At 33.7% G+C, this 24139-nt stretch carries 21 protein-coding genes and 1 pseudogene; 18 read left to right on the top strand and 4 right to left on the bottom strand.

Annotated features, from left to right (window positions below; translation table 11 throughout):
- Nucleotides 1-32 precede the first annotated feature (32 nt).
- Entirely contained in the window at nt 33-518 is a 486-nt protein-coding gene (locus ACUL40_RS07920; protein ID WP_000826914.1) for a hypothetical protein, read from the bottom strand.
- Between the two features lie 147 nt (nt 519-665).
- Here ACUL40_RS07920 and ACUL40_RS07915 point away from each other — a divergent pair, with 147 nt between their 5' ends.
- The 3 genes and pseudogenes from ACUL40_RS07915 (at nt 666) to menA (ending at nt 2914) form a co-directional block, all read left to right on the top strand.
- On the top strand, nt 666-1649 hold the full coding sequence (locus ACUL40_RS07915) for a phosphotransferase (RefSeq protein ID WP_065212278.1): 984 nt from the start codon (nt 666-668) through the stop codon (nt 1647-1649).
- Nucleotides 1650-1701: 52 nt separating this feature from the next.
- A pseudogene (locus tag ACUL40_RS07910) lies at nt 1702-1845 on the top strand (DJ-1/PfpI family protein); the annotation flags it as partial.
- 157 nt (nt 1846-2002) lie between these two features.
- A complete protein-coding gene (gene menA / locus ACUL40_RS07905) occupies nt 2003-2914 on the top strand; it encodes a 1,4-dihydroxy-2-naphthoate polyprenyltransferase (protein ID WP_000526090.1) in 912 nt (303 codons plus the stop codon).
- Between the two features lie 79 nt (nt 2915-2993).
- Here menA and satA read toward each other — a convergent pair whose 3' ends face one another.
- Nucleotides 2994-3551, bottom strand: a complete 558-nt coding sequence (gene satA, locus ACUL40_RS07900) for a streptothricin N-acetyltransferase SatA (protein WP_001054996.1) — start codon at nt 3549-3551, stop codon at nt 2994-2996.
- Nucleotides 3552-3946: 395 nt separating this feature from the next.
- Between satA and ACUL40_RS07895 the strand changes: the two genes are divergently transcribed.
- From ACUL40_RS07895 to ACUL40_RS07855, 9 genes are all read left to right on the top strand, one after another.
- Nucleotides 3947-4789, top strand: coding sequence for a polysaccharide deacetylase family protein (locus ACUL40_RS07895; protein WP_063220663.1), 843 nt, complete (start codon nt 3947-3949; stop codon nt 4787-4789).
- A 343-nt stretch (nt 4790-5132) separates the two neighbouring features.
- The gene (locus ACUL40_RS07890) at nt 5133-6725 is read left to right on the top strand and encodes a spore germination protein (RefSeq protein ID WP_445422834.1); all 1593 of its coding nucleotides are present in this window, start codon (nt 5133-5135) and stop codon (nt 6723-6725) included.
- Nucleotides 6722-7909 carry a Ger(x)C family spore germination protein gene (locus ACUL40_RS07885; RefSeq protein ID WP_000052112.1) on the top strand — a complete coding sequence of 396 codons (1188 nt, stop codon included), beginning with the start codon at nt 6722-6724 and terminating at the stop codon, nt 7907-7909. The genes ACUL40_RS07890 and ACUL40_RS07885 overlap by 4 nt, the downstream gene beginning before the upstream one ends.
- Before the next feature lie 27 nt (nt 7910-7936).
- On the top strand, nt 7937-9025 hold the full coding sequence (locus ACUL40_RS07880; RefSeq protein WP_031312238.1) for a GerAB/ArcD/ProY family transporter: 1089 nt from the start codon (nt 7937-7939) through the stop codon (nt 9023-9025).
- Nucleotides 9026-9391: 366 nt separating this feature from the next.
- Nucleotides 9392-9754 carry a DUF2294 domain-containing protein gene (locus ACUL40_RS07875; RefSeq protein ID WP_000798162.1) on the top strand — a complete coding sequence of 121 codons (363 nt, stop codon included), beginning with the start codon at nt 9392-9394 and terminating at the stop codon, nt 9752-9754.
- Nucleotides 9755-10381: 627 nt separating this feature from the next.
- Complete coding sequence (locus tag ACUL40_RS07870) at nt 10382-11914, top strand: NADH dehydrogenase subunit 5 (RefSeq protein WP_000908940.1); 1533 nt, start codon at nt 10382-10384, stop codon at nt 11912-11914.
- Nucleotides 11914-14520 (top strand): DUF2309 domain-containing protein, encoded by a 2607-nt coding sequence (locus tag ACUL40_RS07865; protein WP_445422835.1) that lies wholly within the window; start codon nt 11914-11916, stop codon nt 14518-14520. Before ACUL40_RS07870 ends, ACUL40_RS07865 begins: the two co-directional genes overlap by 1 nt.
- A 79-nt stretch (nt 14521-14599) precedes the next feature.
- On the top strand, nt 14600-15121 hold the full coding sequence (locus ACUL40_RS07860; RefSeq protein WP_001086260.1) for a carbonic anhydrase: 522 nt from the start codon (nt 14600-14602) through the stop codon (nt 15119-15121).
- Between the two features lie 299 nt (nt 15122-15420).
- Complete coding sequence (locus ACUL40_RS07855) at nt 15421-16638, top strand: NAD(P)/FAD-dependent oxidoreductase (RefSeq protein WP_000365634.1); 1218 nt, start codon at nt 15421-15423, stop codon at nt 16636-16638.
- Between the two features lie 136 nt (nt 16639-16774).
- Here the strand turns inward: ACUL40_RS07855 and ACUL40_RS07850 are convergent, their stop codons facing one another.
- Nucleotides 16775-17344, bottom strand: a complete 570-nt coding sequence (locus tag ACUL40_RS07850; protein ID WP_065382363.1) for a DUF3841 domain-containing protein — start codon at nt 17342-17344, stop codon at nt 16775-16777.
- 213 nt (nt 17345-17557) lie between these two features.
- Here ACUL40_RS07850 and ACUL40_RS07845 point away from each other — a divergent pair, with 213 nt between their 5' ends.
- The 3 genes from ACUL40_RS07845 to ACUL40_RS07835 all read left to right on the top strand — a co-directional run bounded on the left by ACUL40_RS07845 (nt 17558) and on the right by ACUL40_RS07835 (nt 20369).
- On the top strand, nt 17558-18988 hold the full coding sequence (locus tag ACUL40_RS07845; protein WP_001179969.1) for a cryptochrome/photolyase family protein: 1431 nt from the start codon (nt 17558-17560) through the stop codon (nt 18986-18988).
- A gap of 111 nt (nt 18989-19099) precedes the next feature.
- Nucleotides 19100-19555: a TspO/MBR family protein gene (locus tag ACUL40_RS07840; protein ID WP_025688067.1), complete on the top strand. Its 456-nt coding sequence runs from the start codon at nt 19100-19102 to the stop codon at nt 19553-19555.
- Nucleotides 19556-19658: 103 nt separating this feature from the next.
- Nucleotides 19659-20369 (top strand): alpha/beta hydrolase, encoded by a 711-nt coding sequence (locus ACUL40_RS07835; protein WP_025688069.1) that lies wholly within the window; start codon nt 19659-19661, stop codon nt 20367-20369.
- A gap of 87 nt (nt 20370-20456) precedes the next feature.
- Here ACUL40_RS07835 and ACUL40_RS07830 read toward each other — a convergent pair whose 3' ends face one another.
- Nucleotides 20457-20822 carry a YxeA family protein gene (locus tag ACUL40_RS07830; RefSeq protein ID WP_001225224.1) on the bottom strand — a complete coding sequence of 122 codons (366 nt, stop codon included), beginning with the start codon at nt 20820-20822 and terminating at the stop codon, nt 20457-20459.
- 555 nt (nt 20823-21377) lie between these two features.
- Between ACUL40_RS07830 and ACUL40_RS07825 the strand changes: the two genes are divergently transcribed.
- From ACUL40_RS07825 to ACUL40_RS07815, 3 genes are all read left to right on the top strand, one after another.
- Entirely contained in the window at nt 21378-22916 is a 1539-nt protein-coding gene (locus ACUL40_RS07825; protein WP_445422836.1) for an alpha/beta hydrolase, read from the top strand.
- Nucleotides 22917-23251: 335 nt separating this feature from the next.
- Nucleotides 23252-23638, top strand: coding sequence for a general stress protein (locus ACUL40_RS07820; protein WP_000557320.1), 387 nt, complete (start codon nt 23252-23254; stop codon nt 23636-23638).
- An 85-nt stretch (nt 23639-23723) separates the two neighbouring features.
- Nucleotides 23724-24125 carry a peptidase U61 gene (locus ACUL40_RS07815; protein ID WP_119683644.1) on the top strand — a complete coding sequence of 134 codons (402 nt, stop codon included), beginning with the start codon at nt 23724-23726 and terminating at the stop codon, nt 24123-24125.
- Nucleotides 24126-24139 lie beyond the last annotated feature (14 nt).

Raw genomic sequence — 24139 nt, 5'->3', positions numbered from 1 at the left:
GCAAATGCGGCTTTTTATCTATTGTATAATTATTACTGGGATGCCTTTTCGAAAAACTGAATGATTTTTTTAGAATTATCTTCACTTAAATCATAACCTTCACCGTGTGTTTCATCGCTCGCTTTTGCCATTACGATGTCACCATCCGATTCTATCCAAACAAAAAATTCCTGCATAGATTTATCTTGATAAGTAACCTTCATTTTTGAATGCATATGTTTTTTTGCATCTTGATCTAGAAGGAGTGTTTTTTTCTCTGCGCTTTCCATACTTGTAAAAATTGTTTTCATATTTGTTTTATTTACTATTTTATTACTCCCTTTTGAATTTACAGGACTAATCTCAAGTTTTCTCACTTCTTTTTGTTCAAACATAACGTTTTCATATACAATTTCTTTTTCTTTCACTGTTGTGGATGCTTCTTTATTGGAAGCTTTCGTTTCATTTGAATTACTTGTACATCCAATTAATAAGGTGATACTTAATGCTCCAATTATACCGAATGTTAATCTCTTCAATAATATGCCCCCCATCTACTATTTTCTATAATTCTATTTCCTATTTGAAATATCCTAGCTATGCTTAATGAAGTGAAATACATTTTGTTATGGGGAATAGAATGGATTGCATGTACGTTAATTTTTTGTATGAAAGGAGAGAAGGAAGTGAAGCACATAATAAAAGATGTATTAATGAATTATTTTACAGAAATCCGTTCATTAGTAATAGAAGAAGAATTACATATAAATAGCTGGCATACAGATTTACACTATAAAATCATGGTAAATGGAAAGCGATATTCCGCACGGTTTATGAATAGCAATCGAATAATCAATCCAGCTTTTGGAGCGTTATCAAATGAACAATTGAAAGAGCAAGTACGCTTTACCTATTATTTACGAGGGCATGGAATTCCTTTTATGCAAATTAACAAGAATACGTCACGGGAGTCATTTACATTAGTCACTTGGAATGATGAACAGTACCGATTTGTATTGTCTAATTGGATTGAAGGAGAGCATCTTACACACTGCACAGAATCTATTGCAGAATCGTTTGGAAAGAAGGCAAGAAAGATTCATGATATTTCTAGTACATTTCAAAGCTCGATTTTTCAAAAGAAATCCCATTTAGATGGGTATGCCCAGTTTATTGATATGTTAGAAAGTAAGGTAAGCGCATGTAAGGAATTACGGGAGTACATAAATCTTGCTACATATCATATAGAGTGCGCATATACGAGTAATTTACAGTTTATTGTACAAACAGATTTAAATCCTTTGAATGTTTTATGGGACTCAAGTCAATGTGTAAAAGGAATTGTAGATTTTGAATCAATTGGATATGTTGATCGTATTGAAGGACTAGCCTTTTTAATAAAATGGTACTCGCGAACAGAAGGAATACAGTCTCATGAAGTATGCTCAAGTGTTGCTAGTTCATTTTTAGAAGGGTATACGGTACATAATATTGTAACACCAAATGATTATAAGAGACTTTCTTCATTGTTATGGTTATCCGGTAGTTTGAATTGGAATTTTGTGAAGAAAACGCTAAGTGTATTAGAAGATGCGAGGCAGTTAGAGGAACATTTGAAGGTTTATAGAGTAAGGGGAGAGAGGTTGTCTTCATTATTAATTTGTAGATAACCTTTCTTCTCCTTTGGGATTTATAAAACAAAACATATGAGTTGTTCTAAAAATGAAAATACAAACTGTATTGTTTGATGGTTTTGGAGAACTTGTCTCATTCGCACCGTTTGAGGTACTGAAAAGAGCGATAGAAGAAGGGGCTCCATTTACAATTGAATTCGTTTCGAGTGACCAAAAACAAGAAGTTACTACTGATTAAAGTTTCATTTTATAAATTTTACTTTATTAAAAGTTGATTTGTTAGAAAGGATAATCATTTATTGCTATAATGAATGGATGCGTGGCAGGAAATAGATAGAAAGATACTGCTAGTAATTTATACTTCAAATGTAGGGAGATTGAACAGAGTTATGGGGAATGAAAAGGAAATTAGTTCCGCTAAATTAATATGGAAGATGACGCGCCCGCATACATTAACGGCGACGTTTTCTCCTGTAATTTTAGGGACAGTGGCATCACTTTATGTTGCCAAAATTGATTGGCTTTTATTTATTGCGATGATGCTTGCATGTTTAGCGCTGCAAATAGCAACGAACTTATTTAATGAGTACTATGATTTCAAACGCGGATTAGATACCGCTGAATCCGTTGGCATCGGTGGCGGAATTGTCCGTCATGGATTGAAGCCAAAAAATGTGTTAACAGTTGCGCTTTTATTATATGTCGTAGCAGCTTTTATTGGCATTTATATTTGTATGAATAGTAGTTGGTGGTTAGTGGTTATTGGTTTAATTGGGATGGCAGTTGGCTATTTATATACAGGCGGTCCATTACCAATTGCGTACACCCCGTTTGGAGAATTAGTTTCTGGGTTGTTAATGGGGACATGTTTTGTGCTCATTGCTTTCTTTATTCAAACGAATACTGTAACGATTGAAAGTGTATTGATTTCCATTCCAATTGGAATTTTAGTAGGTGCAATCAATATGTCAAATAACATCCGAGATATCGAAGAAGATATTAAAGGTGGAAGAAAGACATTAGTAATCCTCCTTGGGAGAGAAAAAGCTGTGGTAACACTAGCGGTAGCTTTTTTCATTGCGTATTTATGGATTGCCGTAATTGTATTAATGGGTTATATAAGCCCTTGGGCATTAGTTATGTTCTTAGGTTTGAGAAAGCCAATTTCTGCGATTCAAAGTTTCCAAAAAGGGGCAAAGGATCCTGGATATATGCGCATCGCAATGAAATCAACAGCGATGACAAATACGATTTTCGGCTTCTTGTTGTCAGCAGGATTATTAATTAGTTATTTGTTTTAAATAACTTAACCCCAATTTCTCGATTTTAATATAGAGAAATTGGGGTTTTATTTTGAGTTTTTTACGTTATAAACTATTATCATTTGAAATGTATATACCAATAAATTGCAACTTCATCACTTGTCTTATCCAAACCTTTATAAACAAGAAAATCAAACCCACCAATTACAAATCCACATTTTTCATAAAATTTACATGCTGCGACATTATTATTTTGCGTTTCAAGCATGATACCTGGCATATTTCCTTTTTTTGCCCACTGCTTTGCTTGATCAACTAATTTTTTGCCAACTCCGATTGTACGATATTTTTTATCTACCGTTATATCCTCTATGTAAGCATAGTGGTTCCAATTCTTTTTTAATACCATTAATCCAATGATTTGGTTATGTAACAGAGCTATGTAAATGACTTGATTAGGTTTATTTATGTATTCATTGTAAGCCAGTTCTTCATTATCATCTTGATTTTGTAAATAACTTTTTTCATAACTTGGAACGTCTTCTACTGTATATTCTATGCGTCTATTTCCTTTGGAAAGAGAAAGAATTAACCGAGCATTCACTATAAAACTGTCATCAATCTCCGGGAGATTATCTAAATCATTTGTTTCTAACTCTCTAATTACAAGGTTCATCGGAGTACCTCCACATAATAATATTTCTTCTAGTTCTTCATTTGGTTCAAATGAATTCCAATTACAAAATTATAATAGAATTTCAATAGTACGGCCATCTCTGTATTTTATCTTTATACCGGTATGCTATTATCTTGAGGTGAAAATGTTATTTAGAAAGAGTAGTATTTTTTATTTTGGATGTATATCCAGTTTTCAAATTTAACTGTAGTAGAGAAACAAATATTTTTTTAAAGAGTCGATGTAATAGGCTATTCTTTAACTAATTTCGACATTATCTGCATTTTATCTTCACCTTCCTCTATTAATCTATTTATTGTAAATATCAGCTGAAGTTAATGTTTAGCTGCATAAATAATGAATATGAAAATGAGTAGGGAAAGGATCGAAACATAATGAAAGAATCACAAAATAAGAAAAAAACAAGTGTAGTAACTAAGGCAATACTATCTTTAGGAGTTGTTTTAGCAACGACCTTTTTCACGTTCTTTTTAATAGGGAAATGGAACTCTATCCCAGCGAAAGGGGTAGCTAATGAAAATATTAGGCTAGCTAATACGCAACAACAAAAAAAGAAAGAGGACACATCACTGGCAAAACAGAAAAGAGCTGATGGAAAACCAGTAGGACAGGTTGTTTATTTAACATTTGATGACGGTCCTAGCGAATTAACTGGGAAATTTTTAGATGTACTAAAAGAGCAACATGTTGCTTCGACATTTTTTATGCAAGGTAGCAATTTACAGAATACCGGTTTTCAGGAAAATGTAAAACGAGCAGTAAAAGAAGGACATTATATTGGTGCACATAGTATGACACATAATAGTGATAAGCTATACAAAAAAGGACAATTTGTAACGGAGATGAAAGAAACGTTAGCTCTTATTCATAATATTACAGGTACAACTCCTAAACTAGTCCGTCCCCCATACGGATCTGCACCAGGATTAAAGGGGCAGGACATTCGTAACAAAATTGTAGAAGCAGGAATAAAAGTTTGGGATTGGACGATAGATTCAAATGATTGGAAATTAAAAGGTAACCCACAGCAAATTATAGAAAATGTAAAGCGTACAACAACAGAAGATGTGGAAGTAGTTCTAATGCATGAAAAACTACAGACATTACAAGCGCTTCCGGAAATTATTAAATTTTATAAGGAAAAAGGATATGAATTCGGGGTATACAATGAAGCGGATCATTTTCAACTAAACTTCCAGAAAGATCAACGTCTATAGTATCAAATAAATAAATTAAGAGCATGTTCTGATTTATCTTTCTTCAGAACATGCTTTTTTTGCTCGCTTCTATAAGCTTATTACTACCAATTTAACAAAGCAGAATTTACAAGTTACTTTATGGATACCTCATTTTAGAATAACTAACTTATAGAAAAAATTGAATAATTTTCATGTGTAAGGAAATTTTAAGAAGGATATAGAGGGGATATTTTCCTTTTGTTTTCTAGATAAATGATTACTTACAAAAAAACATTTAGTGGAACGGTTTTTTAAAGCTATTCTGTCAAGAAATTACTAACAATTGGGTTCAAAACATAAACCACTCGATAAATGGGGTAGTATGATGAAAAAACTTAGTAGAAAGCGTTTGAGAAAAGATATTCAGGAACTTGAGAGTGCAAGTATGCTGCTCCAAAATGATCAAGAGTGCGAACTCAAGCAGAGTGTATCTGCGAATGAAGAAGTTTTGAGACAAGTTTTTGAAAATTGTTCCGATATTGTTTTTCGTCCAATAATCATAGATAGTCAAAATAAAATTCTTTTTATTTATATAGATGGATTAATTGAAACTAAAGTTGTGGAACAAGTTGTTTTGAAACCAATGATGTTCGAAGGTCTGCCTAGTGGAGTAAAGAGTGTGGATTCGGTAGGAGAAATTATACAAAATCAGCTAATTGCGGTTTCTCAAGTAAAGACAATCTCTAAAGTTCGTGAGGTTATAGAAGCAGTATTGAAAGCGAATGTTGTCATTTTAACAGAAGGAGAAAGTCAAGCTCTAGTCGCTGATTTAAAAGGTTTTGAAAAACGAGGTATTGAAGAGCCGGCTGCCGAGATCTCTGTTCGTGGCCCTCGGGACGGGTTTACGGAAACGATAAGGGTCAATACGAGCCTGATTCGCCGAAGAATTCGAAGCCAAAAACTAAAAATGGAACCTTATTCGATTGGGGAATTGTCACAGACAGATGTGGTAATTGCCTATATTGAGGGAATTGCACCTGATTCGGTTTTGGATGAAGTTCGCCAAAGGGTAAAGCGAATTCAAATTGATGGAGTATTGGAGTCAGCTTTCATTGAAGAGTTTATTGAGGACCAACCCTTTTCACCCTTTCCACAAATTCAAAATACTGAGCGGCCAGATGCGGTTTGTGCAAGTTTATTAGAGGGAAAAGTCGCCATTTTAGTAGATAACACACCTTTCGTTTTGATTGTTCCTATGACATTTTGGACTGGTCTACAAGCAGCGGAGGATTATTATGAACGCTCCATCTACACAACTTTTGTTCGATGGATACGTTTAATATTAATTAATATTTCATTATTTCTTCCTTCTCTCTATGTTGCTATTACAACCTTTCATCCTAAATTAATTCCGACAAATTTGCTTATTAGTATTGCAGCTGCGCGAGAAGGCATTCCGTTCCCGGCTGTCATAGAAGCGCTAATGATGGAGTTTTTATTTGAAGGCTTGAGGGAAGCGGGGGTTCGGTTACCAAAACCTGTTGGATCAGCAGTTAGTATTGTCGGAGCACTTGTTATCGGGCAAGCTGCTGTGCAAGCAGGTATTATTTCCGCACCTTTGGTCATTGTTGTGGCGACGACCGGTATTGCGTCATTTGCGTTCCCGCGCTACAACTTAGGAACAGCTTACCGGATGTTACGCTTTCCGATGCTGTTATTGGCAGGGATGCTCGGGCTATACGGTGTTGCAATAAGTACCCTTGCGATTTTGATTCATTTAACTAACATTCGTTCTTTTGGCATTCCGTATTTAAGTCCAGTTGCACCACAAACTCCTCGTGATTTAAAGGATGTTTTTCTCCGAACACCTCGTTGGAATATGACCCACCGCCCAATAATGGTATCTGGTGAAGAGAAAGTCCGTTTTCCAGGTGGACAAAAGCCAGATGAGAAACGGGGAGGGGAAACAGAATGAGCCTGCACAAGGCACTCTGTATGATACTGGTCATTTCTTTATGCTTCTTGACGGGATGTTGGGATCGGACAGAATTAAATGATTTGGCAATAGAATTAGGATGGGGACTTGATCAAGCGAAGAATAATAAGATTGAAATTAGTGCTCAGTTTATTATTCCATCAAAAATGGGAATGGGACAGAGCGGAAGAAGTAATGCAGGAAAAGCGTTTTTTACAGAATCGGGAACGGGAAGGGATACACATGAAGCTATACAAATGATGCAAACAAAAATGTCGAGAGAAATTTTTCGAGGGCACCAGCGTGTAATATTGATTGGAGAAAAAATGGCTAAAAGTGGTCTTGCTCCAGTTTTAGATGCATATAGCCGCGATCCTGATATTCGATTACGAGCAGGTGTGTTTGTCATAAAAGGGAATACTGCAAAAGATTTTCTGAAAGCATCCATCCCTTTAGAGTCTATCCCGGCACTTGGGGCACTTAAAGAGCATATGCAAATAGAGGCAGCGGGAGATATGTCTTTATTAAATTTTCTTATTGCTGGTACGAGTGATGGAATCACCCCGATTTTGCCCGTTATTAAACTAAATGTGTCTCATAAAAAAGGAAAAACTGAGGTCAAAGGGTTTCAAATTGTAGGCGGTGCTATATTTAACAACGATTTCAAATTGGTAGGATACTTGAACATGCAGGAATGGTTAACTACTCTTTGGATAGTGAATCGTTTAAGTAAACAGACAGTTACAGCAACGGCCTCTAAAGGAAATGGTAGTGCAAGTTTATATATGACAAAGATCAATAGAAAAATCATACCTACTATACAAGGGGACACAATTAAGTGTGACATTGTTTTTTCTGGTGAAGGAACAATTCAGGAGAACAATACGAATTTAGATCTTTCGCAGCCAAAAAATCTTACTCTTTTAGAACATGTATTGGAAAAACAGTCCGAAAAGGAAGCTCTCCAAACTATTAAAAAGGTTCAAAAACAATACGGAACCGATATCTTTGGATTTGGAGAAGCCATTCATCAAAAATATCCATCCGAATGGAAAGAGTTAAAAAAGAATTGGAGTAAACAATTTCGAAAAGTGGAGGTTTCTCTTCATACAAAGCTTACTATTCGGCGAGTAGGACTGACTGGACCACCGTTGCAGTTGAAGAAAAATGAAATGAAAAAATAAGGAGGAATATAGAGTGTGAGAAATTCGATGAAAATCTCTGGCAGGCAAATCTTTTGGATGATGTTCACTTTTGAAGTGGGACAATCACTCCTTCTAGTTATTCCAGCGACGATTCGTACTGTCAAACAAGATGCGTGGATCTCGATTTTGATTGCAGGATTGATAGGGGTTGCTCTTACTTTTTTGGCAACTACACTTGGTTCGCTTTATCCGAAACAAACTCTCATTGAATTTAGTCAAACTATTCTTGGTAAATGGCTAGGAAAGCTACTGATGATTCCTTACTTCTTTGGGTGGTACATGATAATTTGGATAACCGTCCGTGAATTTGGTGAATTCATTATTATCGCTTTGTTTCATAATACACCTTTGTGGGTCATTGTCTTTACTGCGATGTTATTGCTCATTTTTATCATTTACCAAGGAGGGGTGGAAGGTATTGGACGTTTAAGTGAAATCATAGGGCCAATTGTACTTTTAATGATAACGTTTGTAATCATTTTGAATGTTGGCAATATGAATTGGGATTATATGCGGCCTATTTATCACGATTCTGGCTGGCTTCCCATCCTTAAAGGTTCCTATACTCCTGTAGCCGCATTTTTTGGAGAGGCTGTTATGATGATGATGTTCGTTTTCTTTATGGATAAACCAGAGCAAGCGTCATCAAGGGCGATGTTGGGGGTAGGATTAGCCGTTTTCATGGTAACGATTGGAACATTAGCGGTCATTTTAACATTCGGTCCGAATTTATCTTCAAGTTTTTTGTATCCGGTTTACGATTTGAGCCGATACATATCTGTCATGGAGTTCATTCAAAATGTGGATATTTTGATAGTTATTATTTGGTTTTTTAGTATTTTTGTGAAATTGGCGTTATACATGTTTATCGCTTGTTATGGAACAGCACAAATATTTCATTTGAAGGATTGGCGAAAAGTAGCGTTAGTTCTTGCTCCTATTTCGTTCATCATAGCTGTGTCAGTTAAAAATATCCAAACATTTACCCATTATTACTACATATTTTTCGTAATTCCAATTGCATTTCCCGTTTATGAGCTAGGGATTCCTTTACTGTTATTGGTGGTTGGCAAAATTCGAAGGAAATATGCATAAACTCAATCGGTAATATGTTTGGAGGGCAGGTATACTTTTAGTTTTTTGACTAATATAAAAAGAGAAAAATCCTATTCATAAGTGTAGGATTTTTTGTTTGTATATTACGTTACAAGAGTTTCTTTATTTTCTCCGGAATGTCCTTTTTAGAAATCTATGCAACAGAGTCTTTATAGTAAGAGTATTTTGTTTTGGATAATCAAAAAAACGTATATCGCAATATAAAAATTCACTTTAATACTAAAGGATACATGAGAACGATTCCTATAAATTCTTCTCAATAATTGAAAATAAAATCAATCCAGATTATTATATTGTTATTGTAATTATAAATGTAATTACATTTTATTGAAGGAGGATACAAAGATGAAAAACTCAAAAGGCTCTATTGAATCAGAGATAAGCAAAGCAATTACTCACTGGGAAAAAGACTACCTAGGACGCGGGTCTATATCCGTTAAGACAGATATATTAAGGGATATGATTATCGTAAATCTACAAGGTATTTTAACGCCGGCTGAATATACGGTTTGCGAAACAAAAGACGGTATGCTAACGATAAAGAAAAATCGTTCGGAGCTAGTTGAATCTGGAATTGAAGATTTGAAAGAGATTATACTAGAATTAACTGGAGAAAAAGTGAAAAGTTTTCATACGGATATAAGCTCCCGTACTGGTGAACGAGTAATGATTTTTAAATTGTTTCATAATCTTGAGGAAAAATTTTAAAAATTAAAACCATCGTAGGGTTAGTGGGAGATAATTAAGAAACCTAAAAGTTTTGTGCTGTATTTAAATTTATTAACATAATAATAAATAATAACTTGAAATTATTTACGTATACTGAATTTTAATTGGAATAACGCTCAAAAAAACTGATAAATAAATTGACAAACTGCTTAATATAGTTTATCTTATAATTGTTTTAAAAAATTAATAGATGCTTATTTTAACTGTTTGCTATAATTAAGGCTTTAGCATTTTTTTAATATGTAATATTGACTAAATGAAAAAGTTTCTTAATTGAAAGATAGCGCATAACATAAATTGATATATTGATTGCATAATCTAGGAGATCAGAGATATACTGTTATTTTTAATAGGAGTAATACATACATTACTATCCTCTATAAAATGGGAGCTCTTCAAAAAACTTTATTGAAGTTAGTTGAAGTGAAACCGACAATCTCCATAATTCAATGATGATATAAAATCATTGAATTATGGAAGTTGTCGGTTTTTTTTATGGGAAAAAACGATGCACGAAAAAGAGTGAATGAAAATTGAAATTTAAAAAACTATCGTAATGAAAAGGAATTTTTATAGGCTATTTTCGCTTAGAAGGGAGTATTTAACATGTTAATTTCGCTGAGTTCATCAACACTGTTAACTTTATTTTTTATGGCGCTTAGTGCTTCTTGGCTAAGTGGATTATTATTTTTAAATGCAAGGATACCTTTACGTTTTGTTCATATCCATATTGGTATCGCTGCTTTACCTTCATTGGTTTCTTTACTCGCACTTGTTAATAACAATGGAGATAGAGTTGTGGGGCCTTGGCATCTAGATACTTTAGCTTGGTTAATGGCTTTCTTTGTTCTTACAATTGGTTTAATCATTCAGCGTTTCTCTGTACGTTATTTAATGGGAGATCGCTCATATCGAAAATACTTTGCACTTTTTACATTTACTACAGGTGTATCTTCGGTTGCATGGTTAAGTGATGATCTTCGCTTAATGCTCATTTGTTGGGGAGCAACGCTTATAGGATTGGTTCTACTTATAGGGCTAAATAAAGGGTGGAAAGTAGTTAGTGAAGCAACTAAAATCTCTGGCTACCTATTTACAATAAGTTGGATTGCCTTACTATCAGCTATCATTTGGCTTTTTCAAGTAACAGGACAGTGGCAGTTAACATCAGTTTTAACGAATGAAAATGTAGTGCTACATGGAACATTGGAGAGAACAGGAATTAACTTATTAATTATATTAGCGGTGATGATTCCAGCAGCACAATGGCCTTTTCAAAGATGGTTAATTGAGTCTGCTGTTGCTCCAACTCCTGTTTCTGCTATTATGCATGCGGGTTTAGTAAATGCTGGCGGTATCATGTTAACTAGATTTTCACCTCTTTTTCATGATGATATTGCACAAATAATTTTACTAATTTTCTCTAGTATTTCTATCTTAATAGGTACAGGAATTAGTTTAGTCCAAGTTGATTATAAACGTCAGCTAGTAGGTTCAACTATTGCACAAATGGGATTTATGCTTATTCAATGTGCATTAGGCGCCTATTTAGCGGCTATTATTCATTTAATTTTACATGGTTTGTTTAAAGCTACACTATTTTTACAAGCTGGTTCTTCCGTGCAACGTTTTGGGGTAGTGAATCAGTCTAATGAAAAGATGTCCAATTTATGGATTATAGTTGGGCGTGTTTTAGGATTATTTATAGCAATTACTTTCTGGTTTATGACTTCTGGAGAGGGGTATCAACTAGTTAGTGCGTTAATCTTAGGCTGGTCACTATACTTTTCATGGAAACAGCTTGTTGTTTTTGGAGAGGGAAGAATGGGACGAATTGCTGGCGTAATTGTTTTGATTGGATTTTCTCTCATTTACTTTACCGTTCATAATTCTCTTTATAAATGGTTGCATACTGATATTTATCAAAGTGTTCAACCTTCAGCTCCAGCCGTTATCTTTGTTATATGTATTTTACTATTTAGTAGTGTTATTAGTACTTTCGTTACTCGTCATCAATCTTCTACTTTATTCGCTGTACTTTATCTTTGGTTAGTTCGAGTAGGTGAGGCGAGACGAAAGTCAGTAGAAAGTCACCCAAGCTATCTGAAACATTATGTATCAAAGGGAGGTAATTCGTGATGAGCATACCGTCAATATTAAAGAAAGATACAAACATTGATATGCAAGAAAATAATATAAATGATTTAGTTGCATCTGCTAGCCGAGTTATTGCGCCACTTTGGCCTATCTCTACGTTTGCAGCTCACCACCCTTGGATGGGACTTGAAAAGCAATCATTTGAACAAGTCGCAAATTGGTTAAAAGAAGCTCGTAATGTGGATATTTATCCTAGTGCCTCCATGATTCATTCGGCAAAAGCGAAAGGTGAGATTGAGGAATCATTTTTACAAATGAGTTTGTCTCGTTGGCTGGATTCACAATCTTTTCATATTCCGCGAGAGAAAGCAGAGCGATTTTGCCAAGCAGCTTTAAAGTTAGAAAAATTACCTTCTAGTCTATTATCATCGCCAGAAGTAAATAAATTGGCAGAAGAAATGAATTATATAAATACAGCAAGTATGCAAGCCTCTGTTATGCAGCCAATAAGTTCGCTTATAGAGAGTCAAAATAGTGAAAACCTATCTGATGTTCTTAATTATCATATCATTAAATGGTGTAAATTATATCTTGATGAATCCGGATCAAATTGGACGATGCCAAATCGAGAGAAAGGTTTTTATCGCGCATGGCAACACCTTATTAAATTTGATCCAGCGCTCAGTAAAAATGAGCGTAAAGTTTTAAAAAATTGGGCACAAGATGCCGAAGTAGCTTTAGCGAGAGCATTATCTGAACTAGGAATTTCTGAATCTAACATACAATCTTACCTTGAAGGGCACTTACTTTCTTTGCCTGGGTGGGCAGGAATGATACGATGGCGCTCACAACAATCAATTCAGGAACAGGAACTTCTCATAGAATATTTAGCAGTTCGAATTTCTATGGAGCTGGCTATTGTAAAACCTTATTTACCTTTAAAAAATCAAAAGGTTGAGAAAAAAGTTTCGATCGTCCCACTTATAGCTTCTTGGATTTATTGGGGGAATATTTCAACACGGGAATGGTTACAAATGCCTGCTACTGAACAAAGTGAATTATTAGTATTCGCTTATCGTTTTGATGAAAATATTCGCAAGAAACTTTGGCTGGAAGCTTGGGAACAAACGCATGCAGAGCAATTAAGGGAGAAGATTGCTTCTGCACAACGTGCAACCAATGATAAAAAGCGTGTATTAGCTCAATTAGCATTCTGTATTGATGTACGTTCAGAACCGTTTCGTCGCCACCTTGAAAAATTAGGTCCGTTTGAAACATTTGGAATAGCTGGTTTCTTTGGGTTACCAATTGCAACTAGTGAACTAGGTAGTAATAACAACCATCCTTCTTTGCCAGTTATACTCAAACCGAAACATCAAATAAAAGAGCTCACAAATGAAAATGAACTTAAATCTTATGAGCAACGTAAGAGGGTAGGCAGTTCGGTACGTTATACGTTTAAAACGATGAAACAGAACGTACTGACAAGTATGGCGCTACCTGAGTTAAGTGGTCCTTTACTTGGTCTACAGATGGTGACAAGAAGCTTTGTTCCAAGAGGAGTTGGTGGTTTCATTCGTAACCTTCGTAAAACTATGTTACAAAAACCTGATACAACATTCTCGCTTAATCATGTTCATGACACAAAGGGTGAGATACCTATCGGTTTTACGAAAGAAGAAAAAGTGAACTATGTGCGTCAAGCTTTAAAAATGGTGGGACTGACAGAAAAATTTGCTCCTTTAGTTGTAATGTGCGGACATAGTAGTCAAAGTACGAACAATCCTTATGCTGCAGCACTTGAGTGTGGTGCTTGTGGCGGAGCAGCAGGAGGATTCAATGCAAGAGTTTTTGCTACTTTATGTAATCTCCCAGAAGTGAGAGAGGCGTTGTTTGCGGAAGGTATTAAAATTCCTGAGGATACCATTTTTGCAGCAGCTGAACATAAAACAACAGTGGATGAATTGGAATGGATTTACGTCCCAGAACTTTCGGAAACTGCGCAAGAAGCATTTGATTGTATCGAATCGATTATGCCAAATGTGAGCCAACATGCAAATAGAGAGCGTTTAACGCAATTACCAAATTTTAAAACGAAAATAAAAAATGCGAGTAAAGAGGCACATCGATTTGCAGAAGATTGGAGTGAAATACGTCCAGAATGGGGATTAGCTCGTAATGCATCTTTTATTATCGGGCAACGAGAATTAACTCAGGATTGTGACTTAGACGGTAGGGCTTTCCTCCATAATTATGATTGGAAACAGGATGAAAGTGGCGATATATTAGCTAACATTATTGCAGGACCAGGAACAGTAGCTCAGTGGATAAATCTACAATATTACGCTTCAACTGTAGCTCCTCATTATTATGGTAGTGGAAACAAAACAACCCAAACCGTAACCGCGGGTCTAGGTGTTATGCAGGGAAATGCAAGTGATTTGTTGCCAGGCTTACCTTGGCAATCCGTTATGCAGTCAGATAGTGAGACGTATCATTCACCACTTCGTTTACTAATTGTAATTCAAGCGCCTAGTCAATATATAGAACGTTTGCTAAATAATGATTTCACATTTCGAGAAAAAGTTCAAAATGGATGGGTTAGACTTGCAAGTGTTGATCCAGAGGGACACTGGAAAAACTGGTAACAATCATGTAATGAATTATCAACTATTGTTACTAACTTAAAAGTTTCATAAATACAATAATGAAGAAGGAGTGCTCCATATGAATTCAAAGAATAAAAAAGTTTTATTGTTAACAGACATTAAACATGAAATAGAGCCTATTATCCAACAAGTAACTAACATTCAACAAGAAAACATGTTGACTATACACAGCTACGATTCTGTAATTGTACATCCTTATGGAGATATAATGAGATCTATTATTATTGCTATTTATCAAGAAAATGTTGAAGAAATTTTTGTTGTAGGAATAGAGGATAAAGAAACTGAGGTAGTTAATCTACAAATTCAACGTGATTCCATAAAAAATAACAGGGAACTAGACTATCTCTTTGAAAATTGCATGCCTGAATTTTCAAGTGGTAGCCTTGATGAATGGCTAAGTGGAAAAGAAAATGTTAGTGAAAATATTGAGAAGAGTATAGATATGATTTGTCATCATCCACTAGTACCGTCTGATGTTAAAGTTCATGGTTTCAAGATTGATAGAACAGGGGAAAAAGAAACGGTTGTTAAAGTTTCTGTTAATAAAGTAGTGAAACAAATGCATTCTTATGTGTAAGTTATCGATAGATAAGCAACTTTTATTTGGTAGATACTATAATATGTTAAATATTTGGATTTATTTCCTTTAAAAAGAGTAAAAGAAATCTTCTATAAATGGAGGTCTTTTGCTCTTTTTATAATAAAAATAAAAAATTATTTGACGTTTTTTCGAAAAAATTTTTAAGACAAGGCTTTTAGGTTTATGAAAACCTTTATTCATGATAGCAAGATAATTTTGATAAGAAGTATATAGTAAGAATGATTTGGAGATACCGATGGGGATATAACTATTTTATTTAGGACGGTGCAATTAAAATGGATTTACAGAAAGGGAAATTATATTGGAACACGACTTTTTCTAATACACCTTCTTATCCTCGTTTGGACGAAGATATAAAATGTGACGTACTAATAATAGGAGCAGGAAGTTCGGGTGCTCAATCAGCATACTATTTGAGTGAATCAGATTTAAATATTGTTATCGTTGATAAAAGAAAGGTAGGACATGGAAGTAACCTTACAAATACAGCACTTATTCAATATTTAGGTGATAAGATGTTTTATGAACTTGTAAATACATTTGGGGAAGAGTATGCAGTTAAGCATATGAAATTATGTGAACAAGCTATTAATGATATTGAATATGCTGATCAAAACTTGCCTTATTGCTCTGACTTTAAACGACGTGACAGCTTATATTATGCAAGTTATGAAGAGGATATAAAGAAATTAGAAAAGGAACTGTATTATTTACATAAGCATGATTTTAAAGCGGCTTGGTTATCAGAAAAACAAATTGGACAGAGATATCCATTTAAAAAACGTGCAGCTATTTATACGTATAATGATGGTGAAATAAATCCTTATAAATTTACACATAGTTTATTAGAACAAGCCTCTAATAAAGGAGTTCACATTTATGAAGATACAGAGATTGTTGGCAAAAAGTTAGAGAAAGAATGTGCTATCTTTTATACAAAGGAGGGCAATTCTATTACTGCCAATAAAGTAATTGTGGCTGCAGGATATGAAGGATTGGAATTTAAAAAGGAAAAGAACGCTACACTGATTAGCTCATATGCAATTGTTACTAATCCTGTGGAAGATTTATCTTCTTGGTATAAACGCACTCTCATTTGGGAAACTGCGAGACCATATATTTATATGAGAACTACTGTAGATAATAGGATTATTATAGGTGGATTAGATGAAGATACAAACATTGCTCAAGAAAGAGATTCAAAATTAATCCATAAAAAAGAGAAATTAGTGAATGAATTTAATAAGCTCTTTCCCAATATAACAGTTGAACCTGAATTTTATTTAAGTGCTTTTTATGGTGGTACTCATGATGGTTTACCTATAATTGGAATGTATGAAGAGTTTCCAAATTGTCACTTTATCTATGCGTATGGAGATAATGGATTAGTTTATAGTATGGTACTTTCTAAAATTGTTCGAGATATAATTATTAACGGTTCAAGTCCAGATTTGAATTTATATTTACAAACTAGACCAAAACTAAATGAGTAAACTGCATGTATACAAAATCATAGTAGTAAGGAGCATATTTAGGATTCCATTATAAAAAAGCTATTTTAAATGTATTAGTTTCATGTGACTATTTGTTATGTTTATGAATGCTTAAATAAAGCATTCATAAACAATATTATTTGTTAAATCCATTCATTTTACTAAGTTCAGTTATTTGTATAATCCATTCTTTTTTTAGGTAGGGTAGAGTTGCTTGGATATGATGATATTCCCATTCTTCCTCAATGGTAGGGTAAAGATTAAATAAGTATTTTTCTTCATCATTTGTTACACTTGCTTTAGGATTGCCAGTAAGTTTAAAATAAATGTCGCACCATCCGCTATAGTTTGTTAACATGAATAAAAAATTAGGACATGTGAATTCGATGAGGTATATTTCTTTCTCTAATTGAATATCTGATAGTAATTCTCTTGCAGTCTCATAAGTAGGCTTCTTTTGGTAACCATTGCATGAATGCCATGCCCAAATGGGTAAATCTATAATAAATTCAATACCTTTCTGTTTCATGTGTCTTACAATGTATTTATATGCTGTGCAATCTTCTTTACTAACAAAAATAGGATCGGCTATAAGCTTACCTTCATTCAAAAGTGTATTTATGGCATTTTGGTTTTGAAAAGTCCATAGGATTGTTGAATCTATAGATGTATTTAAGTTTGATTGTTTATAAAATTGTTTTTTCATCTTTCTCTCCATTTTCTTTTTTATTTTATAAGAGTTTAAGATAAGTACAAAGTGCATTATATTTTTATCTTTATTAAGAGTTGGAAAAATCCATTAAAGATAGAAGAGTTTGTTTGCAATTACAAAAAATGATTCTTATAATCATTTAAAAATAACAGAAGTATTTGTTCTAATAAAGAATGAATTGTGCTTTAAGAATTAGAAAGGATAGCCATGCAAAATAAAATTATTGTTATGTTTCAAAAAGATTTTCGTTTATATGATAACCCAGCTCTATTTGAGGCTGTTCAGTCTGGTGAGGTTCTTCCTGTATATATACAAGATGAAACTTTTTCAATAGGAAGTGCGTCAAAGTGGTGGTTGCACCATGCTGTAATAGATGTAAAGAAGCAACTTGAGGCATTGGGCTCTACTTTAATAATTCGTAAAGGACGTACGGAGGAAGAAATACTTTCTCTCATAGAGCAATTAGATATAACGGCTGTATATTGGAATATTTGTTATGATCCGGACAGATTACAATCTAATCAAAAAATGAAAATGATGTTAGAGGATAAAGGTATTATCTGTAAAGAATTTAATTCGCATTTATTATTAGAACCGTGGATTATTAAAAAGAAAGATAACACTGAATATAAGGTGTTTACGCCTTTTTACAATGCATTTCAAAAGCAGGTAATACCTAAACCTTTTAGCAGAGTGCAGAGTATAAAGTGGGGGAACTCTTTACCAGCAAGCTTATCTGTTTCAGAATTACAATTGTTGCCGATTATACCGTGGACATCTCATATGGAAGTAATATGGGATCCGACAGAAGAAGGGGCATATAAAACATTCAAGAAATTTTTCTCTAGTAAATTAGTCTCTTATAGTGAAGGAAGAGATTTTCCAGGTCAAAATGTCCATTCGATGTTGGCACCGTATCTTTCATTTGGTCAAATATCAGTAAAGCTAATGTTTCATTACTTAATAAATAAAAGTACCGAAAGACAATGTAGTCTTTTTGAAAAACAAGTTAATAGCTTTATACGTCAATTAATTTGGCGAGAGTTTTCTTATTATTTACTATATCATTATCCATTTACAGTATATAAACCTCTTAATAAGAGCTTTGAAAATTTCCCGTGGGATAAGGAAGAGGAGTTATTAAGAGTATGGCAAAAGGGGAAAACGGGTTATCCGTTTATTGATGCGGGAATGCGAGAACTATGGCAAACAGGTTTTATGCATAACCGGGCAAGAATGGCTGTAGCCTCTTTTCTTGTAAAGCATTTGTTAATTCCGTGGCAAGAAGGAGCAAAATGGTTTATGGATACACTACTAGATGCTGATATTGCAAATAATACAATGGGATGGCAATGGGTTGCTGGAAGTGGAGCAGATGCATCACCGTACTTTCGTATTTTTAACCCAATCACACAAGGAGAAAAGTTTGATAAAAATGGAGAGTATATAAGAAGATGGGTACCAGAATTAAGAGATATCCCAAACAAATATATACATAAGCCTTGGGAAGCACCTGAGCATATTTTACAAAAATCCAATATAAAACTTGGGGATACATATCCTTTTCCGATTGTTGATCATAAGGCAGCACGGGAGAGAGCCCTTTGTGCATATAAAAGTATGAAAGAATTTGTATGAAATAGGTTAAACAATATGTATTTTGAATTTTAATATTAGAATTTTATCCATTACAAGGACATACTAATCATATAAAGTTTCTATAATCTTCTAGTAAAAAGGAGAATGTTTATGAAAAAATCTAGTATTATAGTATTTTTACTAACATATGGTTTGTTTTATGTTTCTAGTGTTTTATTCCCTATTGATCGTACTTGGTATGATGCGTTAGAAAAGCCGTCTTGGACACCATCTGGTATGACAATCGGAATGATATGGGCTGTATTATTTGGACTTATTGCATTATCAGTTGCAATTATTTACAACAACTATGGATTCAAGCCAAAAACATTTTGGTTTATTTTCCTTTTAAATTATATGTTCAATCAAGCGTTCAGCTACTTTCAATTTAGCCAAAAAAATTTATTTTTAGCAACAGTAGATTGTTTACTAGTCGCTATTACTACGTTACTTCTCATTATGTTTTCTTCCAATTTATCTAAAGTATCGGCATGGTTGCTAATCCCATATTTTTTATGGTCTGCATTTGCTACATATTTATCTTGGACAATTTATAGTATAAATTAAAGACGTAAATGAAAACTTGAGCACAAAGAAAATGCTCGAGTTTTTATGTTTATTAATGATAATCTAAAGTATAGAATATACACATCTTAGGGAGGTCATATGTGTGAAGAAATGGATAAAAATTGTTCTGTACTCTGTATTAGGTATTTTAATGATCGGAAGTATTACTTTTTTAACTTGGTCTCAGTTTACTTATAAACCAACGAAAGAGGCTTTGTCTTTAGTAGATGATAAAAAAGATGCAGATTATATAGTTTTTGGAGAGAAAGATGCAAAAATAGGAGTTATTTTTTATCAAGGAGCTAAAGTAGAAGCCGAGGCTTATAGTTACTTAGGAGAAGCTCTTGCAAAAGATGGGCATTTTGTAGTAATGCCTAAGTTACCATTAAATTTAGCGATATTTGGAATAAATGAGGTAGATAGTGTAATTGAACAGTATCCTGAAGTTCAAAAATGGTATGTTGCGGGGCATTCAATGGGTGGAGCTATGATTTCTAGGTATGCCTTTCAACATGAAGAAAAGGTAGACGGGATTATTTTCTTAGGTTCGTATCCTGCAGATGACTTCTCTACTAAGTCGATTCCAATGTTATCAATTTACGGGGAAGTAGATGCTTTAGCAACTGTAGAAAAAATAGAGAACAATAAAAAGTTAATGTCAAAGAATAATACTATGCACATGATAAAAGGGGGGAATCATGCTAATTTTGGCATGTACGGTGAGCAAAAAGGTGATAATGCGAGTTTAATTACGCCAAAAGCACAACGAGATGAAACAGTGAAAGTAATTGAAGAATGGTTATTGAAACAATGATAACGAATTTAATAAATCTACCGAAAGAATTCTCCCAGCGGTAGATGGAAGAGAGAATAAAGAGCCAACTCGTATGAATTGGCTCTTTTATTTATTTGCTATCTCCAATTGTCCCCTTATTTTCTCCGGAATATCCTCTTTAGAAATAATATCGTAAGAATACACATACTTTCCTTTTACATGAATTTTTAAGTAAGTTTTTCTTATAAAATCATTAGGCGTGTTCGTTCCAACATTATATTCTTTTTCATTGCTTAATTCATCAACAGCTTTTAGTGAGTACATAGCTTTTCCTTTTTGATGATAATCCGGAACACCATATCCTTTCGCAACGGCATATACATTTTTTTCTTCAGCAATCGGATTAAATCTGTCTAAATCCCCGCGTAATATGAAAGGTAGTAAGTATATAGGAAGGCCTATTCCTAATATGCAAATTACAAATTTTCTCATTATCGTTTCTCCTCTTGTTCATTTACATGCTTCAGTATAGAAAAAAATTCTTATAAATATAGAGGGGAATTTCTTAAGGTTTTCTTAATAAAGTTTAACCGTGTGAAAAAAACTAACTTGAGCATTAAGCTTGCGGAATGAATAACCAAATAACTTTTTTCTTTATTTTTTGATATTTCTTAAGAACCTATCAAGAAATAAGTGAGTTTTAGGATTTAGAATAAATGTATCTTACAGTAATAAGAGAATTATCTAAATAAATTAGAGTGAGAACAATTAAAGAAAGTATCTTGTGGGGTGCTGCTTTCTTTTAGAATAGAGAACCCCATGGGTCAGTTACATGTAATGCAGCGCTGCGCTTCTATGTCACTGAAAAATCCGATGATAAAAAAAAGAGGGGGAAGGCATTTTTTATTGAAGTTTGTTAATGATAGATTTTTAACTAGTTAGGGGGGAGCGTAAAATAGATTATTAATCTCTTTAATAATTTTTATTTTCCTTATAGTTGGCATGTTCTGTTAGAAATTTTAAATTTTGGAAGGAGAATCAATAATTATGGGTAAGAAAAGAAGAATAAGTAATAAGTTATTACTTGTCAGTGCAATTTTTACAATAGCAATTCCCTCAGTCTCATATGCGGAGGAAGTAATTTCACCTGAAAATTTTACGAGTTCTTCAAGTTTGTATGAGGGACGGAATACGGAAGTATTGAAAACAAGCTTATATCCTTATACATATAACTATCCGTTTAACTACCAATTTAGTTCGAAATTAAAGGAAGCAAACACAACTATAAAAAAAGTAGACAATAGTGATGATGAAAATCCTATTATATCTACTACTCTTTCATTTATTCGCCATATGAATAGTGAAGATTATAAATCTGCATTTGATTTAACCTCAAGGTCATTACAGAAAATAATATCCGAAGAATGGCTGAAGAGCTATTGGGAGGGACTCCCAGTGCAATTACAAGCAGGTTCTTTTATAGAAATTGGAGAGGTTACACAAAAAGAGACAAATCCTGTTCATACAAATGTAGAGATTCAATTAGTTTTTGAAAAAATGACTGTACCTTTACTAATTAAACTAGATCCATCTGGAAAAATAGACGATTTTCAACTAAGCATGTCGTTTAGTCCTGTTGCAGAGCGTCCATCATATAGTAAGCCTGAGTCATTTGTTGATAAAGAAGTAGTAGTTGGAAGTGGTGCATTTCCATTACCAGGAACATTATCGGTTCCAAAAGGAAAGGGGCCTTTTCCAGCGGTTATTCTTGTTCAAGGATCAGGAGCAACTGATCAGGATGAAACAGCGTTTGCTTTAAAACCATTTCGCGATTTAGCTGAAGGTCTTGCATCGAAGGGAATTGCTGTCCTTCGCTATAATAAAAGAACGTATGAACATGGGTTGAAAACACAATTCAGTCCCTTTTATACAGTTGATAAAGAGACAACAGATGATGCTCTTCTTGTAACTCAATTTCTTAAAAATGAGCCTCTAATAAATAAGAATCAAATATATATTCTTGGTCATAGTCAAGGTGGAATGATGCTTCCGAAAATGATTGAAAAAGACCAAAATAAAAATATTGCTGGAGCAATTGTAATGGGAGGGCCAGCTCGTACGATCCAAGACGTTGTTTTAGATCAATTTGAGTACCTTTTCTCTATTGGAGCAATGAACCTGGATCAATATAAATTCTACAAATCGCAATTTGAATTATTAAATGATCCCAACTTCTCTGGTCAGAATCCCCCAAAAGATTTTTACTTAGGGTCAGCAGTATTTTGGGATTCTATACGGAAAATTAAAGCGGCAGAAATGTCAAAAGAACAAAAGACACCGCTTCTTATTATTCAAGGAGAAAGAGACTATCAAGTTCAATCAAAAATTGAAATTCCTCTTTGGAAAGAACAATTAAAAGAACGAGATAACGTAGATTATCGACTATATCCAAAGTTAAATCATTTCTTTACAGAGGGTGATGGGGAAATAAGTAAGCCAGATGAATATTATAGTCCTGCTAATATCCCTGAGTATGTTATAAATGATATTGCTGCTTGGGTGCAAGGCAGATCGCAATTAAATTAGCAACCATATGTTTTAATAAGGACTTTCTTTCCGTAATCAAAATAGAAATATTTTGATTAGGTTGTATGTTTTTTTAAAGCACTCTTTGAAAAGGAGTGCTTTTTTATTTTGCTATGATTTCTATAAAACAATGGGCTTACCTTCCAAACAAATCGTTATTTGGAGCGCTTTTATCAAAGCAAAGTGCTTGTGACATTTCTTTGATATTAAAAACATGAATAACCTATTGTGTAAAATTTTTTGAAAATTTAGGTTTAACATCTTTAAAATAGGTGTATTACATATTACATAACAACTAAATAAAAAAATAAAAAATCTAAAGGAGGAAAGATACGATGCATACGAATGAAAGAAAAACGGTAGTTTATGAATATCAAAATGAACAGGAAGTAGTTATGAAAGTAAAAGAGCTAGAATTGCAAGGGGTTCGCCACGATGACATTTATGTTTTAGCACATGAAAAACATATAACAAAAAGGATTGCGGATGATACAAACACAAATACGATTGGAGTAAAAGAACAAGGATTGGGAACAAGTATTATCAACTTTTTCTCCAAAAAAGGGGACGAACTTCGAAATCAAATGGAAGAAATGGGGTTGTCGAAGGAGGAAGCTAACTTATATGAAGAAAAACTAGATCAAGGGAAGATTTTACTCCTAGTAACAGCTGAAGTACCAATGGCGAATGCTAGGCAGCCGCAAAACTATCATTCTCTGTAATAGATTGCAACATCTGATAAATAGGTAAGGGAATTATTTTAGTTTGTAGCATGGAAGAAAATAAAAATAGAAAAGGATGAGAAAAATGAAACATACAATATTTAAATATGCTGTGATTGGAATTACGACCGGAGTCATAGTCTCCCTATTAAAAAAAGAAAATCGGAAAGCTATACAAGCAAAAGGAAAAAGCGTAAAAGAAAAACTACAAGAAGGAAACATAAAGGAAACATTGGAGAAGGTAACTGAGACAAGTAAACAATTTTCTGTAACTGCAGCTAATGTTGCAAAACAAACATTACCACAACTGCTTACAGCCACACCAGTTGTCATTTCTACCATTAAAGACTTAACAGAAAACGAAAATAATAAAAAGAAAACAGGTGAAAAGGATTACGAAATAAATGAAAATAGTAAGAACTTAGACGGGGAAAAAACGAAAAATGAAAAGAAATATGTGAAAGAAGGGAAAGAAGAGAGTGCCTAGATTTAATTCTAAAA

This window comes from Bacillus sp. KNSH39, from assembly GCF_052656585.1.
The sequence above is the reverse complement of the archived record's forward strand: the minus strand, read 5'-3'. Positions and strand labels throughout refer to the sequence as shown.

Coding starts and splice junctions, on each gene's coding strand:
- menA (WP_000526090.1), top strand. CDS start 2,003: ATGGGGAATGAAAAGGAAATTAGTTCCGCTAAATTAATATGGAAGATG.
- satA (WP_001054996.1), bottom strand. CDS start 3,551: ATGAACCTTGTAATTAGAGAGTTAGAAACAAATGATTTAGATAATCTC.
- ACUL40_RS07895 (WP_063220663.1), top strand. CDS start 3,947: ATGAAAGAATCACAAAATAAGAAAAAAACAAGTGTAGTAACTAAGGCA.
- ACUL40_RS07890 (WP_445422834.1), top strand. CDS start 5,133: ATGATGAAAAAACTTAGTAGAAAGCGTTTGAGAAAAGATATTCAGGAA.
- ACUL40_RS07885 (WP_000052112.1), top strand. CDS start 6,722: ATGAGCCTGCACAAGGCACTCTGTATGATACTGGTCATTTCTTTATGC.
- ACUL40_RS07880 (WP_031312238.1), top strand. CDS start 7,937: ATGAAAATCTCTGGCAGGCAAATCTTTTGGATGATGTTCACTTTTGAA.
- ACUL40_RS07875 (WP_000798162.1), top strand. CDS start 9,392: ATGAAAAACTCAAAAGGCTCTATTGAATCAGAGATAAGCAAAGCAATT.
- ACUL40_RS07870 (WP_000908940.1), top strand. CDS start 10,382: ATGTTAATTTCGCTGAGTTCATCAACACTGTTAACTTTATTTTTTATG.
- ACUL40_RS07865 (WP_445422835.1), top strand. CDS start 11,914: ATGAGCATACCGTCAATATTAAAGAAAGATACAAACATTGATATGCAA.
- ACUL40_RS07860 (WP_001086260.1), top strand. CDS start 14,600: ATGAATTCAAAGAATAAAAAAGTTTTATTGTTAACAGACATTAAACAT.
- ACUL40_RS07855 (WP_000365634.1), top strand. CDS start 15,421: ATGGATTTACAGAAAGGGAAATTATATTGGAACACGACTTTTTCTAAT.
- ACUL40_RS07850 (WP_065382363.1), bottom strand. CDS start 17,344: ATGAAAAAACAATTTTATAAACAATCAAACTTAAATACATCTATAGAT.
- ACUL40_RS07845 (WP_001179969.1), top strand. CDS start 17,558: ATGCAAAATAAAATTATTGTTATGTTTCAAAAAGATTTTCGTTTATAT.
- ACUL40_RS07840 (WP_025688067.1), top strand. CDS start 19,100: ATGAAAAAATCTAGTATTATAGTATTTTTACTAACATATGGTTTGTTT.
- ACUL40_RS07830 (WP_001225224.1), bottom strand. CDS start 20,822: ATGAGAAAATTTGTAATTTGCATATTAGGAATAGGCCTTCCTATATAC.
- ACUL40_RS07825 (WP_445422836.1), top strand. CDS start 21,378: ATGGGTAAGAAAAGAAGAATAAGTAATAAGTTATTACTTGTCAGTGCA.
- ACUL40_RS07820 (WP_000557320.1), top strand. CDS start 23,252: ATGCATACGAATGAAAGAAAAACGGTAGTTTATGAATATCAAAATGAA.
- ACUL40_RS07815 (WP_119683644.1), top strand. CDS start 23,724: ATGAAACATACAATATTTAAATATGCTGTGATTGGAATTACGACCGGA.